An 18,532-nucleotide genomic window follows, 5' to 3' on the forward strand; every position below is an offset into this window, starting at 1 on the left:
CTCCTTGAGGTGTGGCAGAGGGGGGCCGACTGAGGATCGCGATGACGGGCAGGCTATATCGTTACAACCATCTATGTCGATACCCTTCACTGTCCACGTTGCGGCTGAAAGAATTTGGCATCGGGGTCAGACCCCAGCTGGCAGTTCCGCCGCCCGGTGCCGCAGGGCCGGCAGCCGCCGAACGTGCCGGTCGGGATCGCCGACGCCGTGTCCGCCGACGGCGGCCCGTCGCCTCGGCACCTGGGTTGCGCTGGGCGGTGACGTCGACTCCGCGGTGTGTCGGAGGGTGCCTGGACGGTCACTCCGGGGACAATCACAGGCTTGGGGGTGAACGAAGGCGTTCCATCGGAGGTGCCTGTTGTTTCGGTGTCCAGGCCGGCTGGCTCGGTGGACGCTGCGTGGCGCTCTCCTGATCGGAGGCGTGGTCGGTCTTTGGGCTTCTATGAGGCGGTTGCGGATGATGCTGCTCGGGCCGCCGGGCCCGCGGCGTCTTGCACCCTCGGCAACCTGCTCAGCGCCGACGGAACCCTCCTCGGCGGATCCCTGTGGTGCGAGACCTTCTCGCCCACCGGCGCCGCGATGGAAGGCCCGTCAGGCCGCGTCGGCGGTGAGACAACGGTCGCAAGCTGGGGCCAACGGCCTGTGCGGAGTACGAGTGTTCAGTGAGTCCTGATGATCCCCGGTCAGGCATTGACCGGCCGCGGGCAGATCGTGGTGCTGAGCGTGTGAAGGGCACTGCGGCTCGGATTCGAGGTCGAGGTGGCCAGGCGGGCCGGTTGCGGCTGCATCAGTTTGAAGTCGCCCTGGTGATCTCGGTGCAGGCTGGACTCGCCGCCGCTCTGGCCTGGTTGATCGGGCACGATGTGCTGGGCAACCCTTCGCCGGTCTTCGCGCCTTCCGCCGCGGTGGGTACGATCGTCGCCGCGCTCGGCCAGCGTGCCCACCGCACCGTCGAACTGCTCATTGGAGTCGGACTGGGTATCGCCACCACTGACTTCCTGCTGATGTTTCTGGGCACCGGGTTCTGGCAGACTGGGTTCGTCGTCGGTTGCGCCATTCTGGCCACGCTCGTGCTGTTCGGGCGCAGTGGGGCAGCCGTGGGGCAGGCCGGTGGTACGGCGGTGCTACTCGCGACCCTGTCTCCGGCCCAGCAGGACCTTGAATGGCCGCGGATCGTCGACGCGATGGTCGGCGGCATCGTCGGCCTTCTGGTGGTCGCGTTGCTGCTACCGATAAACCCGATGCGGATCCTCGACCGCGATGCAGCCCCGGTCTTCCGATGCCTCGCCGGTCAGCTGAGGGAGGTTTCCGCAGCGCTGGCAACACGCGATCAGCAGCGGGCGGTCCGAGCGCTGGAAACGCTACGCGGCATGGGACCTGACCTCGATCGGATGCACCAAGCGCTCAGCGGCGCCGAAGAGGTGGTCAGCCTGGCGCCCGCTCGCTGGTGGCGCCGCCAGGACGTGGAACGCTTCGCGCACGGGACCGTTCACCTGGAACGAGTCATCGAACACAGCCGGGGGCTGGCCCGCCAGTCAGCGATGGCGCTGGAGTACAACGAGTCGATCCCTCCCGACCTGTCCGTCGGCGTCGGCCACCTCGCCGACGCGGTCGAGCTGCTGCGCCGTGAGCACCGTGCCGGGCGCCCGCCCGAGAGAACCCGCCAGAAGATACGCGACGCCGCGCACCAGGCTGGCCGAGCCCGAGCCCTGGGAGTGGACGACTTCGGAGACGCCGTGGTGGCCCAACTACGCGCCATCGCGAGCAACTTGCTCCGAGCTACCGGCTGCGAGCCGACACCGGCGAATCAAGAAGTACGGACAGCAGTCCAAGACGGCAAAGAATCTGTCCGGCCCGGTGGACGCTCGAATGAGTAGAGGCCGCTCGCATGGCCGGCAGGGGAGCTGTGGTCAGCGGGAATTGATCCCACAGTCCTCGCAGCTGCGGAGCAGCGCGCCTACTCCTGCTGAACCAACTCCTCCGCCGTCAATGATGGCCCCGACATGCCACGCAAGGCCGTCGCCCCAGCGAGCACGATCCGGAGTTGATGTTACGCGCGCCGTGCGGAGTGTGAACGGCCTCGCATTTTGACGTCCCACGGGGACATGGACCAGCGGGGACGGGGAACCTGTCGAGGTGGCTCATGATCCTGTCGCCGTGGTGAGCGAGTTCCTGCGTGTCGTCCGCTCGGGCGCCGATCCCAGCCGGGCTGGTCATCTGATGGCGCCTGTGGTGACCGCGCATCAGGTTCAGGCCGAGGACCCCGCGGTCGTGAACCGAACCCCACAGCAGTACGCGGAGCACGTGCAGGAGATGATCGACGCTTACGGAACGTTCGACCTGCGGGTGGACGAGCTGTTCGGGTCCGGGGACAAGGTGTACGCCCGCTGGACCCAGCATGGCCACCACATCGGGCAGGTCAATGGCATCGCGCCCACCGGGCGACCGGTCGTCCAGGTGACCAGCGCCGTGTACCGGGTCGTCGACGGGCTGATCTGCGAATACTGGATCCAGATCGACCGCTGGGGCCTGCACGCACAGTTGGCGACCTGAACGCACCGCTCGGTCACCCCCCTTCGCCGCCTCGGCGTCGACCGGCGAGCTGAGCGTGCGCCAGGCTGTTACCCGAACTGCATCGGGGCGGCACTGCGGGTGCTCTGCGAGGTGGCTGGCGTACCACGTCCATCCCGAGTCGGACGCCGCTGCGAGGCTGGGCACCGCCCGATACGAGATGGCGCCGCTGCCGGGTGGCCAATAGGATCGGATCATGCGCTGGACCTTCGACATCATCGCGCCGCCGCGCTCCTGAGCGGGGCGGCCCTGCTCATCGCGTCCAGCCGTTGTGCGGGCTGAACGCGCGGTTCACGCATCGTTGAGTCCGGCACGTCCCGCTCCGCGACCTCATTCCTTCTCGTCGCAGGAGCGATTCCTTCATGCTTGTCTCCGAACACCCGGTGACCGCCGCTCGACGCTTCACCACCGGCCTGTGGTTGCTCATATCCGCAGGCGTGCTGTGGGGCACCGGTGGTCCCTCCGGCAGCCTGCTCGCCCTCGAAACGGGGTTGTCACCGCTGGCAGTAGCCGCGTACCGGCTTGCCATCGGTGGCACCCTCATCGTCGTCCCGCTAGTGCTGACCCGACGGCCGCTGCCGCGCGGCCGGCACGCCTGGATCCGGATCACCGTGCTCGGCATCCTCGCCGCCGTCTTCCAGGCCTGCTTCTTCGCCGCGGTATCACTCAACACGGTCAGCGTCGCCACCCTGCTCACCATCGGCGCATCACCCGTCCTGGTCCTGATCGCCGAATGGATCACCGGGCGGCGCCGGATCAGCCTGCCGATCCTCGCGACAGTGGCGCTGGCCGTCACCGGCCTGGCCCTGCTCGTCGGCGCACCGTCCAGCGGTCACAGCACCTCGGGCGTGCTGGCCGGAGCCGCACTGGCGCTGCTCTCGGCAGGCGGCTTCGCCACCATGACCTTCGTCAGCGCCCGACCCGTTCCCGGCCTCGACGACCTCGCCGCGACCGGGTTCGGCTTCACCATCGGCGCAGCCACGCTCGCCCCGCTCACCGCCGAGACATCAGGCATGAGCTTCACCCCGGGCTGGGCCTCCGTCGGGCTACTGCTCTTCCTGGGCACCGCGCCCACCGCTGTGGCGTACACCCTGTACTTCCGAGGGCTGCGTACCACCTCGGCTGGTACCGCAGCGCTGATGGCGTTGCTGGAACCACTCGTCGGAACGGTCCTGGCGACCTGGATCCTCGGCGACCGTCTCAGCCCCGCCCGGTTTCATCGGCGCCGGGCTGCTCGCCACGGCCATCCTGCTCCACACCCGTCACTCGCATCGCTAGCCGTCGGGGCCCGGGTTGGGATTACCAAGAATGCCTGCCCGGGCCCCCGGGGTTCGCCATGGCTTCGACCTTGCTGAGCTTGCCCGCCTCGGCGAGATGGTCACGGCGGGCCTCGGGGCGGCGTTCGTACCGGCGCTCGCGCTCGCCGGCGGCCTGCCTGCCGGTGTCGCGGCCACCAGCCTGTCCGCGCTTGGCGGCCGGCACCTCTCGGCGATGCACCGCGCCTACCGGACCGGAGCCTCGCCGGCCGTCGCGGTCACGGTGACCGCGCTCATGGCCGCCGGGCGGGCGGTGACCCCGGCCGTGTCTTCAGGTGTGGAGAAGACATAGCGGCACGCGGATGCGGCGCGCGTCGGCCCCGCGTCCCGTCCGCGGACCACAGTGGACCAGGTTGCGGGGGCAGTGAATCGTCGAGGTTCAGCGGGTGAGCGCTGCGAGGAAGTCGTCGACGAGTTGGGTCTGCGTCGCGGCTGGTAGCCGCTCGGGGTCGAACAGCGCCTGAACCACCAGCCCGTGGGTGAACGAGAGTACCGTCGTCGCGAGCTGGGCTGAGTCGCCGTCGGGCAGTTCGCCCAGCCGTTGAGCGTCCTCGATGCAGGCGCGCAGGCCTGCGCGGATGCGTTCGTAGCGGAGGCTCTGGGCGGCGAACAGGTCTGGCTCGGACAGGGCGACGTCCCAGGAGCCGACCCAGATCCGGTTCATCGCCGCTGCGTCGGGGGTCAGCGGGAGGATGTTGAGCATCTGCGTGCGCAGCGCCGCCAGTCCGGGTGCGGGAGCGGCTTGGCGTGGGCGCTGCGCGGTGCGTGCCTCGAGGATGTCCAGGGCGTGGGCGATGAGTTCGCGCTTGCCGGCGAAGTAATGGGTGACCAGTCCGGTCGAGGACCCGAGGGCCGCCGCTACGGCGCGCATGGTGAGGCCGCCGAAGCCGTGCTCGGCCAGGACCTGCCAGACCGCCTCGGAGACGTCCTGGCGGCGGGAGTCATGGTCGGTGCGTGCGGGGCTCATGGTCTGCTAGCTTACATGCCAAACGTTTGTTACGTACGGAGGTTGTGATGTTCGCGCTGCCCCTCACCGACTCGGCCGTGCTGCGCCCGCTGGATCCGTGGCAGGCCGAGGAGTTCCTCGCCCACATGGACCGGGCGCGCGAGCACATCGTGCCGTGGGTGTCGCCCTCGTTCGTCGCACGCGACCTCGGCGAGGCTCGCCAGGTCCTGCAGCGTTTCGCGGACAAGCGGGCTCAGGATGGCGGCGGCATCTGGGGCATCTGGCTGGACGGCGTGCTGGTCGGCGGCGTCATGTTCGTCTCCTTCGATGCGGCGCTCGGCGTCTGTGAAGCGGGCTGCTGGCTGGAGCCCGGCGCGCAGGGCCGCGGGCTGATCACCCGCGCAACACAGCAGATCATCGACTGGGCCGTCGACGAACGCGGCATCGTCCGCGTCGAGTGGCGCACCAACCCGCGCAACGAGCGCAGCATCGCGGTCGCGCAGCGGCTGGGAATGAGCCGCGACGGAACACTACGTCAGGTCTTCCGGCACGACGCGGGCGGACGGATCGACCTCGACATCTGGTCCGTGCTGGCCGACGAGTGGCGGGGCCGCCGCGCCGGCCGACCGGACCCTCTCACTCCCAGGAGCATCGAGTCCTCTGACCTGAAGGCCGAAATCGAAGGCCTGATGGCCACCTTCCTGGGCGCCTTCGCCAACCCTGGCGGCACCAGGCCGAACGTCGAGGCGATCTACGAGGTGTTCGTCCCCGAAGGGATGATCATCACGAACGTTGGCGGGACCCCCGTCATCTACGATCTGCGCCAGTTCGTCGAACCGCGGGAGAAGATCCTCACCGACGGGACGCTGACCGAGTTCCGGGAGTGGGAGACGTCGGAGACCACCGAGATCTACGGCTCGATCGCCCACCGGTTCAGCGAGTACCGCAAGTCCGGCTACCTCAACGGTGAGTGGTTCGAGGGCCGGGGCATGAAGACGACCCAGTTCGTCAAGACCCTATCGGGCTGGAAAATGAGCTCGCTGGCCTGGGACGACGAGCCCACCCTCAGGCCCGCCACGACAAGTGCTTGAGCCGGCCCGAGCGCGGCCACGACGACCTCCTTCAGCGCCGGACCATCCGCCCCGCCATCACACGCCGTGTCGACCTGTCCGGGCACGCCTGAAGGGTGCCGGGAGAGATCTGGACATCCCGGCGGATGCGGCCCTGCCACGCTCAGGCCCTCGCTGGGCTCCACGCGTTGATCCCGCGCCTTAGCGTGGCAGGGTGGCAGCACCCCGCATGGCACCGCCGTCGGAGATGAGCCGCCGGCTGACGTTCCTGTTCGCGTTGGCGGCGGGAGCGGCCATCGCCAACCTGTACTGGGCGCAGCCGCTGCTCAGCTTCATCGCAGGCGATCTACGCGCCGCGACCGCGACGGCCGGCTGGCTCGTCACCGCGACGCAGGTCGGGTACGCCGTCGGCGTGCTGCTGCTCGTGCCGCTCGGCGACGTCCTGGACCGCCGCCGGTTCGTCCCGGTGATGCTGCTGACCTCGGCCGCCGCACTGCTGCTGTGCGCGCTGGCGCCGTCGATCGGCGTACTCCTCCTCGCACTGGGCGTGCTCGGCGTGACGACGATTTCCGGGCAGGTCCTCACACCGCTCGCCGGGGACCTGGCCGGCGACGCCCACCGCGGTCGGATCGTCGGCGCCGTCGGGTCCGGGACCCTCACCGGTATCTTGGCCTCCCGCACGATCAGCGGGTTCGTCGCCGGCGCCGCCGGGTGGCGTACGACCTTCGCCCTCGCCGCGGTCGCCGCCGTCCTGCTCGCGGTCCTGCTCTACCGCGCGATTCCACCGCTGGCACCGCGGACGCGCATGCCATACCCGCAGCTCATCGCCTCGGTCGGCGCGGTGGTCATGCGCGAGCGGGCGGCCCGATGGACGCTGATCCTGGCCGCCACGGGGTTCGCCGCGTTCTCGCTGTTCTGGACGGCGCTGACGTTCCTGCTCAGCGGCCCACCGTTCCGGTACCCGGTAGCGGTGATCGGGTTGTTCGGGTTGGCTGGCCTCGCTGGTGTCCTTTCCGGCCTGCACGGCGGTCGTCTGCACGACCGCGGTTGGTCGCTTCCGGCCACCGGCGCGGCCTGGGTACTGGCCCTCGGCGCCTTCGTCGTCGCGGCGTTCGCCGGCCGGTCCGTCGTACTTATCATCATCGTGATCGTCATGATCGATGTTGCCCTCCAGACGCAGGCCCTCCTCAACCGGGCGCGGCTGTTCGCCCTCTCCCACGAGGCCCGCAGCCGGCTCAACACGGCGCTAGCCACCGGCAACTTCATCGGCGCTGCTATCGGCTCCGCCGCCGCGACCACGCTCTGGTCCGCGGGCGGCTGGACAGCGGTCACGATCACGGGAATGGCGCTCTGCTGCTTCGCGCTCACCGTGTGGGCGCTGGGACGCCGTGGTCCACTCGTGATCCGCTTCGCCGTGCCGGACGGCGCTGAGCCGTCCGGGCGTTTGCGGGCCGGCCAGGTCCAGGCTCGTTGACGCGTCCAGCAGGGCCATCAGTTGCGGGTTGTCGCCGGCCTGACCCGCAGTGCGCAGGATCGAACGAACTCAAGCATCAAACCTTTCTTTCCGTCGTTGGCGGGCGTGGCGGAATGTCGGGCATTTGACATGGTGCCGGGGGTCGATCGAGGCGGCGTTGCAAGAGTTGGAGCGCCGGCTCCGAAAAGCCGATGGAAATCTGGGGCCCGACTCGAAGAGGCAAGGAATCGTGCGTCGTTCGACGCTTACTCGAGGGGTTTTCAGCCTTGCGGAGTCATGCTCGCATGGGGGGCGGCGGTTCCGTCGGATGAACGTCTCTTCCCTGGTCAGCTGCGGTGGCCGACGGCCAGGTGGCTTGCCCGACCGGGTGCGAGATGATTTCCTGAAAATAGTGCGGATTTGCATTTGGTGAGTCTGCGGAATCGACAATGTTCGCACGGCGGTCCGCTCGGGTAAATGGCTGAGTCTGCTTGGTGGCAGGAGCCTTGTGAATGGGATTCATCGCTCCAGAATTTGAATCCGACCGGGGAATTGTTGCCCCGGCGGCTCTCACTTCAGGAGGTAAATCCCCATGAGTCGAATGAGATCGGGCGGACGCGGGGGCACGGTCATGCGCCGTACCATCTTCGCGTTGGCCGCCGCGATCGTCGCCACCGGCGCGATCGGAACCCCGGCAGTGGCCGACGGCAAGCCGGTCACCCCGTCGGCCCAGCCGGCCGAGGCCGTGCCGGGCGGGTTCTCCAGCTGGCGTGAGCTGTTCTCCGTGCAGGAGCGGCTCAACTCGGCCGCCGACGAGATCATGGCCGCCCGCGGCGACGGCTTCGCCGGCGTGGTCGCCGCGCCGGAAGACCGCAAGCTCACCGTCTACTGGAAGGGGCAGGTGCCCGGATCCGTCCGTGACCTGGCCAAGCGGCTCGCCGTACCGGTCAAGTTCAAGCCGGCCCGGTTCCACCAGCGCGAGATGGTCGCCGAGGCGCAGCGGCTCGCCGCGGACCCGCGTGCTGTCTCGGTGTCGGCCAAGGTCGACGGCAGCGGGCTCGCGGTGACCGTCACCGGCAAGGCGCCGGCGGCGGGTAAGCAGGACGTCCTGCGTACCGCGCGGCTGCCGCTCAGCCTGAGCACCGCATCGCGTCCGACGCTGCTGAATCGCCAGAACGACTTCGCCCCGTACTGGGGTGGCGCGCGGTACTACGCCAGTGGTGGATGCAGCACCGGCTTCGGGGTGTACTGGAACGACGCCCGCCAGATCCTCAGCGCCGGGCACTGCGGGTCGAACGGTCAGGTCGCGTACGACGGTGGTGGCCCCACCAACACCATGGGGCCGATCATCAACGACAACAACCCGCGGGACACCCTGATGATCAGGGTCGCGGCCGGCGGCCGGATCTACACCGGACCGTACAACGCTGCCACCAGCATCGGGGTCGGCGGGGCGGTATCGGACTACGTCGGCAACTACGTCTGCACCGGCGGCGCCTCGAGCGGTGAGCACTGCAGCATCCGGGTCAGCGTCGTCAACCAGTTCATCAACGTCGGCTACGTGATCGGGCCCGTGACGCAGGCCAACCACGTCACCGCCGGGGCCTGCGCCGCCGCCCCGGGCGACAGCGGCGGGCCGGTGTACTCGTACCGCTCCGATGGGCGGGTCGACGCTCGCGGCACCGTCTCCGCCGGGGTGACCGGCACGGCGGTCTGCCCCGGCGTCGTCGCCAACGGCTCCAGCACCGTCTGGTACGCCCCGCTGCTGCGGCCGGTGGGTGACGCGCAGATCGGGTCGCTCACCTACCACGGCGCCTCGCTCATCCAGGGCTGACGCGTATCCGGCGCCCAGCCACAACGGGTCGGCGCCAATCAGTGATCGAAGTAGTGTGGGCCGGTCCGTACGGGCCGGCCCACGCCGCTGACGCCCCGAGCGCCTCCACCGTTGGGAGTCGTCCCATGCAGGAAGGCCGCGAATGCGGCGAGCGCATTCGCCTGCGCGATCCGTCCCACCGGGTGCAGCGCGCCGGCAGCACGGATGGCGCGTCGGCAGCGGAACCGGGCCCGGCCCTGCGGCGGGTCGACCGTGACGGTTGCGGTCCCACTGCCGGTTGGGTGCGCTTCGAGGTCGGCGAGCATCTCGTCGACGGTGCGTGCGACGTCGGCGAGGGAGGCGACCTGGGCGAGGTCACTGGTCTGCATCCCGACGGCATGGGCGAGCTGACAGCGCCCGCAGTTACCGAAGTAGCGGCACGAGTGTGAGCGCGAACCTTCCTACTTGTCGTGCTGTCGGCGCACCATCTCGGTGATCCAGATGGGCGCGAACGGGGACGTGCAGCCCGGGGGAGTCGGGTAGTCCTTGAGCACCTCCAGGCGCTCACCGATCTCGAGTGCGCGGGCGCGGTGCTCGGCGTGCTCGATCCCGATCTGAGCCAGGCAGTGGTTCATCGCCCACTGCAGGCGATCCGGGGCGTCTTTCATCTCCGCTTCGATGACGTCGAGCAGCCCTGCGAGGTCGAGGCCCTCGGGCTTCTTCGCCACGCGTTCGGTGGTCAGCGCCCAGCCGGCACTCGCGACCACTGGATCCGGATCGGCGGACCAGGCCAGGCGCAGCTCTTCGGCGTGCGGGTTCTTCTTCACCACGTAGTTCACGAGCCAGTCGTGCACCTTGGGTGTGCGCGCCTCGCGCAACATGGCGTCCAACTCGGCACGCTCGAACGCCTTTGGGCGGCAGATCAGGGTCGCCAGCAGTCTCGCCGCGGTGTCACCTGTCTTCCAGAGCTGGCACGCGAGTTCCTGCTGCGTCTTCAGCCGCTTCGCGACCGCGCGCAGCTTGCTGAGGTTCACACCGTGATCGTCACCGTGTCTCTCGTTCACCTCGCGTATCTTCGGGTCCTCGAGCGCGGCCAGCTCGGCCATCACCTCGGCCACCATCGCCTCGGTCGGCGTCGTCTCGGCCACTGGACCTCCCGTCCATCACGTGCGAGATGCAGCCTACGACGGAAGTCGGCCTCTGTCGTACATGCCGGTTCGGCGACAGCCACCGACCCGAAATCCCTCGTCGTCACCAATTCGCAGTAGTTCTCTGGCGCCACCTGGGAGCGAGCGGGGCGGTGTCGGGCGGCCCCCTGATCTTGGGGAGTTGGCCACCTCACCTCTCGCGCCCGACGCGCGTGCCTGAGCCGGCGTACCGGTGCCGAGTCGTCGCCACCGTCGCCCACGCGTCGGTCAGCGAGTCTTCCTTTGCGTCCCAATGGTCGGCTGGGCGGCGTCGCCGATGACGGACTGTGCGGTGGTGGTGTCGGCCCACCCCAGGCGGTGCACGGCACGGATCTGCAACGTGTGTGCGCCGGGCGTGACCGTGACCGTGGCGGAGCGGGCGGTGCCCGCCGTGGTGAGCACCAGCTTCCCGTCCACCAGCACCTCGAAGCTGTTGATGAGGTAACTCGCCGTGCCCACCGACCAGGAGGCGGTAACCGTGCCCCGGGTGTGGTAGGTGGTGCCGGACTTGCGACCGGTGAGGCCGGCGAGTGCCAGCCCGGAAACCTTGGCCGCCCTGGTCCGGATTCCGCTCAGCTGGGCGTAGAGCGAGTCACCCGGGCACTCCGTCGCCACCGCGTCGCGGTGACCGGAGATGCGGTTCATCACCACGGACTCACCGAGGTCGTACTTGCCGTTGACCGCGGACACCAGGGACACCTTGCCGTACGGGTCGTTGCCGTACTGGCCGAGCTTGTATGCCGCGACGTGCGCGACGGCGTCCTGGACGACGGTGGGCGCGCCGGAGGTGATGTACGTCCCGAGCACGGCGATCGCGGCGGTGTTCGTGTTGAAGCCGTAGGTGTGCGCCCCGGTCACCGGCTTGTCGATGCCGCCCTTGCGGCCCTCGAAGACCACGCCGCACTTGTCGACCAGGAAGTTGTAGCCGATGTCGTTCCAGCCGTTGCTCTTGACGTGGTAGACCTCGATGCTGCGGACGATGGCGGCCGAGTCGGTGCAGCTGTAGGTGCTGGTGCCGGCGGTGTGGTGCACGAAGAACGCATTGACCGTGGTCCCGTACGACGGTGGGTCCAGCACGATCGACTCGTCGGCCTTCCACCCCGCGCGGGTGACCACCTTCGGCGCGGGGATCGGGTTCGGGGGCGTGCTAGGGCTGGGCGACACGGTGGGTGAGCTGGTGGTGGGCGCCGGCGCGGAGGTGGTGGTCGGCGCGGGCGCGGTGGTGTCGGCCGGCGCTGGGGCGGTGGTTTCGGCCGGCGCCGTCGTGGTGGCGGTGTCGGTGGGCGCGGGCGCGGTTGTCGTGGTGTCGGTCGGCGCCGGCTCGGTCGTCGTGGTGTCGGTCGGTGCCGGGTCGGTGGAGGTGGGTTCGAGTGCCTGCACCGCGGCGACCGGCTGGAGGCGTTCGGGACGGATCTGCGCGGCGCCGGCTGCGGTGGCCTTGCGGCGCTTCGGCTGGCCCGGGTCGACAAGCTCCAGGCGCAGCCCGGCGGGCAGCCCCTTGCTGCCGTTGCCGCCAGCGGTTCTGGCGCGCACCTCGACTGCGTCGGAGGGACCGACCCACAGCGGGTCCGTGCCGCCGCGCGCCTTTCCGGAGGTCGCCTCGGCACCCGGTTCCGGTCCGAAGTGGTTGTCCAGATCCAGCGGCAGCCAGCCCGACCAGCCGCCGCCGATCGCCCGGGTCCGGACGGAGATGCTGCCCTCGAAATCGACCTTCGGGTTCGCCCAGGTCACCCCGACCATGGCGAAGCGGTCGGTCTTCCGCTGCGGGATGGCCACCTCCCGGTCGTCGGCGGCCGGGAAATCCACGGTGTGCAGCGCCGTGGTGACCGGCCCGTCCGCGGCTGCCCACTCGGCCCCGTGCTCGTCGAGGCCGACCGCGACCAGGCCGGCCGTTCCGGCCACGGCGGTGGCCACCAGCGCGGCCCCGACGCCGGCCGTCCGGCGGCTCCAGCGGATCCCCGTTAATCTCACAGCTGAGTCCCTCCGTAATGATCTACCGGAGGGCTCAGCGCCGGTAATGTCCGGAGCGTTACTCGCTCAAGCTGGCGATGCAACCGCAAACCATCTCCTCGCCCGTCAGGCTGCCCTGGATTCGCTTCACTTTGGACTGTCAGGCGGTGTATCCGGAGCCGATGATGATCAAGCTGTACGGTCGGACACGAGAGGCTTCTGCTCACTGTGCAGCCGCCCGCCGACGCGGTCGGCGGGCGGCGAGGGGGATGGGATCAGGCGGTGCGGCGCAGCTCGGTGAGCAGCTGCTCCACCCGGCTGCGGATCTCGTCGCGGATGGGGCGCACGGCCTCGATGCCCTTGCCGGCCGGGTCCTCGAGCTTCCAGTCCTCGTACCGCTTGCCGGGGAAGATCGGGCAGGCGTCGCCGCAGCCCATGGTCACGATGACGTCCGAGGATTCGGCCGTGGCGTACTCGAGGAGCTTGGGGGTCTGGTCGGTGATGTCGATGCCGACCTCCAGCATGGCCTGCACGGCGGCGGGGTTGACCGTCTCGGCGGGAGCGGAGCCGGCGGAGCGAACCTCGACGGTGTCGCCGCCGAGGTGGCGCAGCCAGCCGGCGGCCATCTGGGAGCGGCCGGCGTTGTGCACGCACACGAACAGGACGCTGGGCTTGTCGGACATCAGGAGCCTTCCTTGCAGTACGGGTCGCAGGGCCGGTTCACCGGCGCCTCCGAGTGGGCTGTGGGCGGGGACCGGTCAGGGTCGTTGTTGCGGTCGGGCAGCCGGTAACGGCCGGCCGGACGCGGCGGATTGACCAGGGCGCGATACGAGTTGTCCGCGCCACCGTGCGCCGGGTTGGTGCTCATGGGCGGTGGTCGAGCGCCCGGTCGCGCTCGTCGGTAGGCACGACCACCTGGTCTGCGGCCTGCCCGGCGTCGGGGTAGAGCGCGGCCAGGAGACCGATGCCCACGGCGAGGCCGACGATCTGGGCGATGATGAAGCCGGGCACGGACGCGGGGGCGATGCCGGCGAAGGTGTCGGTGAAGGCGCGCCCGATCGTGACCGCCGGGTTGGCGAACGAGGTCGACGAGGTGAACCAGTACGCGGCGCCGATGTAGGCGCCGACCGCGGCGGGGGCGACGGGGGCGCGCCCGGAGCGGGCCAGGGCGAAGATCAGCAGGATCAGGCCGGTGGTGGCGACGACCTCGCCGAGCCAGAGGTGCCCGGCGGTGCGGTCCTTGGCGGAGAAGTCGACGGCGGCCAGGTCGAACATCAGGTTCGCCAGGATCGACCCGCCGATCGCTCCGGCGACCTGGGCGGCGACGTATCCGCCGAGGTCCCGGCCGGTCAGTCCGGTGCCGGCGCGGCGGCCGAGGAACCAGTCGGCGGCGGAGACGACCGGGTTGAAGTGGGCCCCGGAAACCGGTCCGAAGATCAGGATCAGCGCGCCGAGGGCGAAGGCGGTGGCGATCGAGTTCTCCAGCAGTTGGAGGCCGACGTCGCCGGGGGAGAGCGTGGTGGCCATGATGCCGGAGCCGACCACGGCGGTGACCAGCAGGGCGGTGCCGGTGAACTCTGCCAGCAGGCGCCGCCAAAGTGCGATGGTCATCAGTGTGTACTCTCCCGTTGCAGTGAGGTCCCGAGCCGCTTTTCGGCCGGGAATGAGGGTTATCGGCTGACGGGGACGTGCAGCTCGTCGAGGAGCCGGCGGACGCGGCGTTCGATCTCGTCGCGGATCGGCCGGACCTCGGCAAGGCTCAGGCCAGCAGGGTCGTCAAGGTCCCAGTTCTCGTAGCGGGTGCCGGGGAAGACCGGACACGCGTCGCCGCAGCCCATGGTGACGACCACGTCCGCGGCGCGGACGACCTCGTCGGTCCAGGGCTTGGGGAACTCCTCGGAGATGTCGATGCCGCGTTCGGTCATCGCCGCGACCGCTGCGGGGTTGACCTCGATGCCGGGTTCGCTGCCACCGGACCAGGCCACCGCCTGCTCGCCGGCGAGGTGGGTGAAAAAGCCCAGCGCCATCTGGGAGCGGCCGGCGTTGTGGGTGCACAGGAACAGGGCGACGGGCCGGCCGTCACGGTGGTGCCCCTCGACGCGGGCCAGGGCCTGCAGGCGCTGGCGGGCGAAGCGCTCGGCGAGCAGCGGCAGGTAGTTGGGGACGCTGCCAACGGTGGCGAACTGGTCGTAGCTGGCGTGCAGGAACCGTTGCACCGTCTCAGTGCCGTAGGTGCCGTCGAACTCGGCCGCGAGGCGGGTGGCGGCGGTGCGCAGGGCGAGCTGCTGGTCGACGGAGAGGTCCTCGCGCAAATACGCGCTGGTGTCAGTCATGGCGATCTCCCGAACTCATGGCGGGGGTGACGACGGGGGCGACCCGGTCGACGCGTGCGGCCAGGTCGGCGAACGCCGCCTCGAACGCGGCATCGGTGTCCAGCCGGACCGGGTCGGGCACTGACCAGTGCAGCCGAGGCCGGACCGGTCCGGTGAGTTCCTCGTGGGCGTTGTCGCAAACGGCGATGACGAGGTCGTCATCGCGCACGATGTCCGCGACGTGAGAGGTGCCGGTCGGGTTCAGCTCCAGCCCGTGTCGTTGAGCCACAGCCACAGCACGAGGATGAACCCGGTCTGCGGGCTTCGTCCCCGCGGACGCCGCCGAGGTGTGGGCGCGGTCGGACCAGATGGCGGCGGCGAGCTGCGAGCGGGCGGAGTTGCGGGTGCAGACGAACACCACCCGACCGACCCCGGCCAGCGGCGCCGGGGTCAGTGTCGCCAGGGCCGCCGGTCGCAACCGCAGGTAGGTACGACGACGGTCTCCCTCCGACCGGCCGCGGACCACCAGGCCGGCCTCGGTGAGGACCTTGACGTGATGGGCCACCAGATTCGTCGGCATCCCCAGGTCCGAGGCGATCTCGCCAGGGGAAGCGTCACCCAGGGTGAGCGCGTCCACGATCGCCAGCCGCGCCGGGTCGCCGAGCGCGGCGTGAATCCGGGCGCGCCCCTGCAGAGAGACAAGCTCAGTAGCCATTGACTCAATGATTACTGAGTAACTGGATGAACGTCAAGCGGAAGAAGCCAGCGGCCAGGTGGTTGCCCACAGCGCGCCCGGCCGGGCGGAAGGAGCAGTCGGGTGAGGGCCACTCCTGAAACCGGTCGGCCAGCTCGTGCGCGCCCAACTCGCCCAAAAAGGCGCCCAGTTGGTGGGCAGGGGGCTGCGTTGCCGGCTCTGCCCAAAGGGCCGCGGTCAGCAGCAGGTCTTGAGGTACGACTGCAGTTCGGCCAACGCCGCGACCGCCCCGTCGCGGTCGGCCCGGTAGTACACGGTCTTCCCGTCGCGCCGCGACGTCACCATGCGCCCGCGGCGCAGCAGGGTCAGCTGTTGTGACGCCGTGGCCTGACTGATCCCCGCGCGTTCGGCCACTTCCCCGACCGACAGCTCGGCACCTCCCGCGAACAGCAACATGATCCGCTGTCGCGTCGGGCTGCCCAACGCCTTGAGAAACTCCTGCGTGTCCAGCGCCAGCCCGGGCAGTCCGGCGCTGGGCGCGACCGCGGCCGGCTCTGGCTCATCCATGCTTCCCACCTTTCCGCAGCATCGTCATATTGTCATTCAACAAAATGACAATATGATGGTGTGGTGACCACCTCGTCCGAACCCGTGATCATCGTCGGCGGCGGCCAGTCGGGCCTCGCCGCCGCCCGCGCCGCGCTCTCCGTTGGCCTGCGCCCCGTCGTTCTGCACGCGGGCGTCGACACGGTCGGGTCCTGGCCCGACTACTACGACAGCCTCACTCTGTTCTCCCCGGCCCGATACAGTGCGCTGCCCGGCATGGCGTTCGGCGGTGCCGACCCCGACCGCCACCCCACCCGCGACGAGGTTGTCGCTTACCTGCGCCGCTACGCCGGCAGCCTGGATGCCAACATCCGCACCAGCGTCCGCGTCACCGCCGTGCACCCGCGCCCAGGCACCGGGTACATGGTTAGCACGGACACCGGTGACGAGATCCCTGCGGCGGGTGTCATCGCCGCCAGTGGCTCCTTCGGCAACCCGCATCTTCCGCTACTTCCCGGTCGGGAGAACTACGCCGGCCAGGTGCGCCACGTCGCGCACTACCGCCGGCCCGAGCCGTACGCCGGCAAGCGGGTCATCGTCGTCGGCGCCGGCAACTCGGCCGTCCAGGTCGCCCACGAACTGGCGTCGCACGCGAACGTCACGCTGGCCACCAGGGCGCCGATCCAGTTCGTGCCCCAGCGCATCCGCGGACGGGACCTGCACCACTGGCTCCACGTCACCGGCACGGACCGGCTCCCACGGGCGGTGCTGACTCGCCTCGTCCGCCACGCTGCGCTGCTCGACACCGGCGTCTACCGCGAGGCCATCGCCTCCGGACTTTTGGCCCGCCGGGAGATGTTCACCGCCTTCACTCCTGACGGGGTCGTCTGGGCCGACGGCAGCTCTGAGGTGGTTGACGCGGTGATCTTCGCTACCGGCTACCGCCCGAATCTCGACTATCTCGCCCCGCTCGGGACCTTGGAGCGCGGGATGCCGCGGCAGGTGGCCGGCGTCTCCACCACCCACCCCGGGCTGGTCTACCTGGGGTTGGAGTTCCAGCGCTCGTTCTCGTCGAACACCCTGCGCGGGGTCGGCCGCGACGCCGCTTGCGTCGTCGCCGCCTTGGCCGAGCGTGTGTCCGGCGCAACGCCGCGCCGGCGGTGGCTTACCGAGCGGCTGCCGGTTCGACGGTGAGCAGCGCGGCGAGCTGGCGCAGGATGGCCGGCCGGGCCCGGTAGTACACCCAGGTGCCCCGACGCTCGGCGTCGACCAGCCCTGCTTCGCGCAGCGTCTTGAGGTGATGCGAGATCGTCGGGCCGGTGAGATCAAAGGCGGGGGTGAGGTCGCAGACGCAGGCCTCCCCGCCCTCGGCTGAAGCGATCATCGACATCAGCCGCAGCCGTACCGGGTCGCCGAGGGCTTTGAACGCGGGCGCAAGCACCGCGGCGGTCTCGGCCGGTACGCGCCGCTCCGCCAGGGGAGGGCAGCAGGGGGTGTCGGCGGTCAGGTCGACGAGGGTGAGAGGCGCCGCTTGCTTCGACATGCTCCTAGGTTGACATCTATCTAATCAACGTGCAAGTCTCTACTTCGACGGATGTCAAGACAGACGTCTGGGGAAGGGGAACGCCATGTTCGGATTCATGCGCAGGCCGAAGTCTCCGGCGGCTGGCGTGCGGTTCTGCGACTCCTGCGCCGAGGTCACCACCACCGAGCAGCGAGCTCAGCGCCGCTACGACGCCGCCCGCACCGCCGCATTTGCGGCCATGTGCCAGCGGTAGCCGACGAGGAGCTGTTACGCTTTATCGCCTATCGGCGATAAACGATTAAGGGGTTGGCGGTGGACGAGCTGCTGGATCGGACGACGGCGCAGACGTATGCGTCGTGGTTCCGGGCCCTGGCGGACCCGACCCGGGTGCAGATCGTGGAGTACCTGGCCCGCCATGCCCGGCCGATGAGCGTGGGGGAGATCGTCGCGGCGGTCGGGTTGGCACAGTCCACCGTCTCACAGCACCTCAAGATCCTCACCGAGGTGCGGTTCGTGCTGGTGGAGCCGGCCGGAACGGCCCGCCACTACCGGATCAACGACGCGTGTGTCGGCTGCTTTCCCTCCGCCGCCGATGTCGTCATGGGCCGGCCCGCCCCCAGTCCGAACGGAATGTGCTGATGGTCGACATCACCGTCCGTGCCATGGGCGCCGGTGACGCCGACCGGGTCCTGGCGATCTACCAGGCCGGACTCGACGCCGGCAACGCCAGCTTCGAGACCACCGCGCCGACCTGGGCGGCGTTCGACGTCGCGAAGCTGCCCGAGCACCGCTTCGTGGCCGTCGACGGCGGCGACGTCCTGCTCGGCTGGATTGCGGTCTCGGCGACCTCGAATCGGGCGGTCTACGCAGGGGTGGTGGAGCACTCCGTCTACGTGGCCCCGGCCGCGCAGGGCCGGGGCGTCGCCCGGCTGCTGCTGCAGACCCTGATCGCTTCCACCGAGGCCGCCGGCATCTGGACGATCCAGTCCGGTGTCTTCCCGGAGAACACCGCCAGCCTCGCCGTGCACGAGCGCGCCGGGTTCCGCGTCATCGGCGTGCGTGAGCGGGTCGGGCGGCACCACGGCCGCTGGCGGGACGTCGTCCTGCTGGAGCGCCGTAGTCCCGCCATCACCTGACCGGCACCGGCCC

At 69.8% G+C, this 18,532-nt stretch carries 21 protein-coding genes and 1 pseudogene; 12 read left to right on the plus strand and 10 right to left on the minus strand.

The annotated features are described in order from the left end of the window. Positions 1-776: 776 nt before the first annotated feature. The 4 genes from FHX75_RS00965 to FHX75_RS00980 all read left to right on the plus strand — a co-directional run bounded on the left by FHX75_RS00965 (position 777) and on the right by FHX75_RS00980 (position 4,179). Positions 777-1,877 carry an FUSC family protein gene (locus FHX75_RS00965; protein WP_154936199.1) on the plus strand — a complete coding sequence of 367 codons (1,101 nt, stop codon included), beginning with the start codon at positions 777-779 and terminating at the stop codon, positions 1,875-1,877. Positions 1,878-2,160: 283 nt separating this feature from the next. Beyond that, complete coding sequence (locus FHX75_RS00970; RefSeq protein WP_246157489.1) at positions 2,161-2,553, plus strand: ester cyclase; 393 nt, start codon at positions 2,161-2,163, stop codon at positions 2,551-2,553. Between the two features lie 380 nt (positions 2,554-2,933). Beyond that, positions 2,934-3,926 carry a DMT family transporter gene (locus FHX75_RS00975; RefSeq protein ID WP_246157492.1) on the plus strand — a complete coding sequence of 331 codons (993 nt, stop codon included), beginning with the start codon at positions 2,934-2,936 and terminating at the stop codon, positions 3,924-3,926. 19 nt (positions 3,927-3,945) lie between these two features. Then, complete coding sequence (locus FHX75_RS00980; RefSeq protein WP_246157493.1) at positions 3,946-4,179, plus strand: type 2 periplasmic-binding domain-containing protein; 234 nt, start codon at positions 3,946-3,948, stop codon at positions 4,177-4,179. 87 nt (positions 4,180-4,266) lie between these two features. On the opposite strand, the gene FHX75_RS00985 is transcribed toward FHX75_RS00980, so the two are convergent. Further along, complete coding sequence (locus FHX75_RS00985) at positions 4,267-4,854, minus strand: TetR/AcrR family transcriptional regulator (RefSeq protein ID WP_154936202.1); 588 nt, start codon at positions 4,852-4,854, stop codon at positions 4,267-4,269. Positions 4,855-4,901: 47 nt separating this feature from the next. Between FHX75_RS00985 and FHX75_RS31350 the strand changes: the two are divergent. The 4 genes and pseudogenes from FHX75_RS31350 to FHX75_RS01005 all read left to right on the plus strand — a co-directional run. Beyond that, positions 4,902-5,450: pseudogene (locus FHX75_RS31350) on the plus strand (GNAT family N-acetyltransferase); the annotation flags it as partial. A 667-nt stretch (positions 5,451-6,117) separates the two neighbouring features. After that, positions 6,118-7,377 carry an MFS transporter gene (locus FHX75_RS00995; RefSeq protein ID WP_246157496.1) on the plus strand — a complete coding sequence of 420 codons (1,260 nt, stop codon included), beginning with the start codon at positions 6,118-6,120 and terminating at the stop codon, positions 7,375-7,377. Positions 7,378-7,987: 610 nt separating this feature from the next. Continuing rightward, positions 7,988-9,190: a S1 family peptidase gene (locus FHX75_RS01000; protein WP_154936204.1), complete on the plus strand. Its 1,203-nt coding sequence runs from the start codon at positions 7,988-7,990 to the stop codon at positions 9,188-9,190. 125 nt (positions 9,191-9,315) lie between these two features. Further along, entirely contained in the window at positions 9,316-9,618 is a 303-nt protein-coding gene (locus FHX75_RS01005; RefSeq protein ID WP_154936205.1) for a hypothetical protein, read from the plus strand. Positions 9,619-9,630: 12 nt separating this feature from the next. Here FHX75_RS01005 and FHX75_RS01010 read toward each other — a convergent pair whose 3' ends face one another. The 8 genes from FHX75_RS01010 to FHX75_RS01045 all read right to left on the minus strand — a co-directional run bounded on the left by FHX75_RS01010 (position 9,631) and on the right by FHX75_RS01045 (position 15,879). After that, complete coding sequence (locus tag FHX75_RS01010; RefSeq protein ID WP_154936206.1) at positions 9,631-10,317, minus strand: DNA alkylation repair protein; 687 nt, start codon at positions 10,315-10,317, stop codon at positions 9,631-9,633. Positions 10,318-10,584: 267 nt separating this feature from the next. Beyond that, entirely contained in the window at positions 10,585-12,327 is a 1,743-nt protein-coding gene (locus tag FHX75_RS01015) for a peptidoglycan recognition protein family protein (RefSeq protein WP_154936207.1), read from the minus strand. A gap of 254 nt (positions 12,328-12,581) precedes the next feature. Beyond that, positions 12,582-12,989 carry an arsenate reductase ArsC gene (locus FHX75_RS01020; RefSeq protein ID WP_154936208.1) on the minus strand — a complete coding sequence of 136 codons (408 nt, stop codon included), beginning with the start codon at positions 12,987-12,989 and terminating at the stop codon, positions 12,582-12,584. Further along, positions 12,989-13,174: a hypothetical protein gene (locus FHX75_RS01025; protein WP_154936209.1), complete on the minus strand. Its 186-nt coding sequence runs from the start codon at positions 13,172-13,174 to the stop codon at positions 12,989-12,991. The genes FHX75_RS01020 and FHX75_RS01025 overlap by 1 nt, the downstream gene beginning before the upstream one ends. After that, complete coding sequence (locus FHX75_RS01030) at positions 13,171-13,917, minus strand: aquaporin (protein ID WP_154936210.1); 747 nt, start codon at positions 13,915-13,917, stop codon at positions 13,171-13,173. Before FHX75_RS01030 ends, FHX75_RS01025 begins: the two co-directional genes overlap by 4 nt. Positions 13,918-13,976: 59 nt before the next feature. Beyond that, positions 13,977-14,639, minus strand: coding sequence for an arsenate reductase ArsC (locus FHX75_RS31355; RefSeq protein WP_154936211.1), 663 nt, complete (start codon positions 14,637-14,639; stop codon positions 13,977-13,979). Beyond that, positions 14,632-15,333, minus strand: a complete 702-nt coding sequence (locus FHX75_RS01040) for an arsenate reductase/protein-tyrosine-phosphatase family protein (protein WP_154936212.1) — start codon at positions 15,331-15,333, stop codon at positions 14,632-14,634. The genes FHX75_RS31355 and FHX75_RS01040 overlap by 8 nt, the downstream gene beginning before the upstream one ends. Positions 15,334-15,549: 216 nt before the next feature. Continuing rightward, positions 15,550-15,879, minus strand: coding sequence for an ArsR/SmtB family transcription factor (locus FHX75_RS01045; protein WP_154936213.1), 330 nt, complete (start codon positions 15,877-15,879; stop codon positions 15,550-15,552). A 63-nt stretch (positions 15,880-15,942) separates the two neighbouring features. On the opposite strand from FHX75_RS01045, the gene FHX75_RS01050 reads away from it, so the two are divergent. Continuing rightward, positions 15,943-17,052 (plus strand): flavin-containing monooxygenase, encoded by a 1,110-nt coding sequence (locus FHX75_RS01050; RefSeq protein WP_211364282.1) that lies wholly within the window; start codon positions 15,943-15,945, stop codon positions 17,050-17,052. Here FHX75_RS01050 and FHX75_RS01055 read toward each other — a convergent pair. Continuing rightward, the gene (locus FHX75_RS01055; protein WP_154936214.1) at positions 17,024-17,401 is read right to left on the minus strand and encodes an ArsR/SmtB family transcription factor; all 378 of its coding nucleotides are present in this window, start codon (positions 17,399-17,401) and stop codon (positions 17,024-17,026) included. The genes FHX75_RS01050 and FHX75_RS01055 overlap by 29 nt on opposite strands. A gap of 97 nt (positions 17,402-17,498) precedes the next feature. Between FHX75_RS01055 and FHX75_RS30515 the strand changes: the two genes are divergently transcribed. Genes FHX75_RS30515 through FHX75_RS01065 form a run of 3 tightly spaced genes read left to right on the plus strand, consistent with a single transcriptional unit; the run spans position 17,499 to position 18,519 of the window. Beyond that, the gene (locus FHX75_RS30515) at positions 17,499-17,636 is read left to right on the plus strand and encodes a hypothetical protein (RefSeq protein ID WP_170285262.1); all 138 of its coding nucleotides are present in this window, start codon (positions 17,499-17,501) and stop codon (positions 17,634-17,636) included. A gap of 59 nt (positions 17,637-17,695) precedes the next feature. Continuing rightward, positions 17,696-18,022, plus strand: coding sequence for an ArsR/SmtB family transcription factor (locus FHX75_RS01060; RefSeq protein ID WP_154936215.1), 327 nt, complete (start codon positions 17,696-17,698; stop codon positions 18,020-18,022). Next, a complete protein-coding gene (locus FHX75_RS01065; RefSeq protein WP_154936216.1) occupies positions 18,022-18,519 on the plus strand; it encodes a GNAT family N-acetyltransferase in 498 nt (165 codons plus the stop codon). Before FHX75_RS01060 ends, FHX75_RS01065 begins: the two co-directional genes overlap by 1 nt. Positions 18,520-18,532: the final 13 nt, after the last annotated feature.

Origin of the sequence: Micromonospora palomenae (assembly GCF_007829925.1) — a bacterium.
In the GTDB taxonomy this organism is placed as follows: Bacteria; Actinomycetota; Actinomycetes; order Mycobacteriales; family Micromonosporaceae; genus Micromonospora; species Micromonospora purpureochromogenes.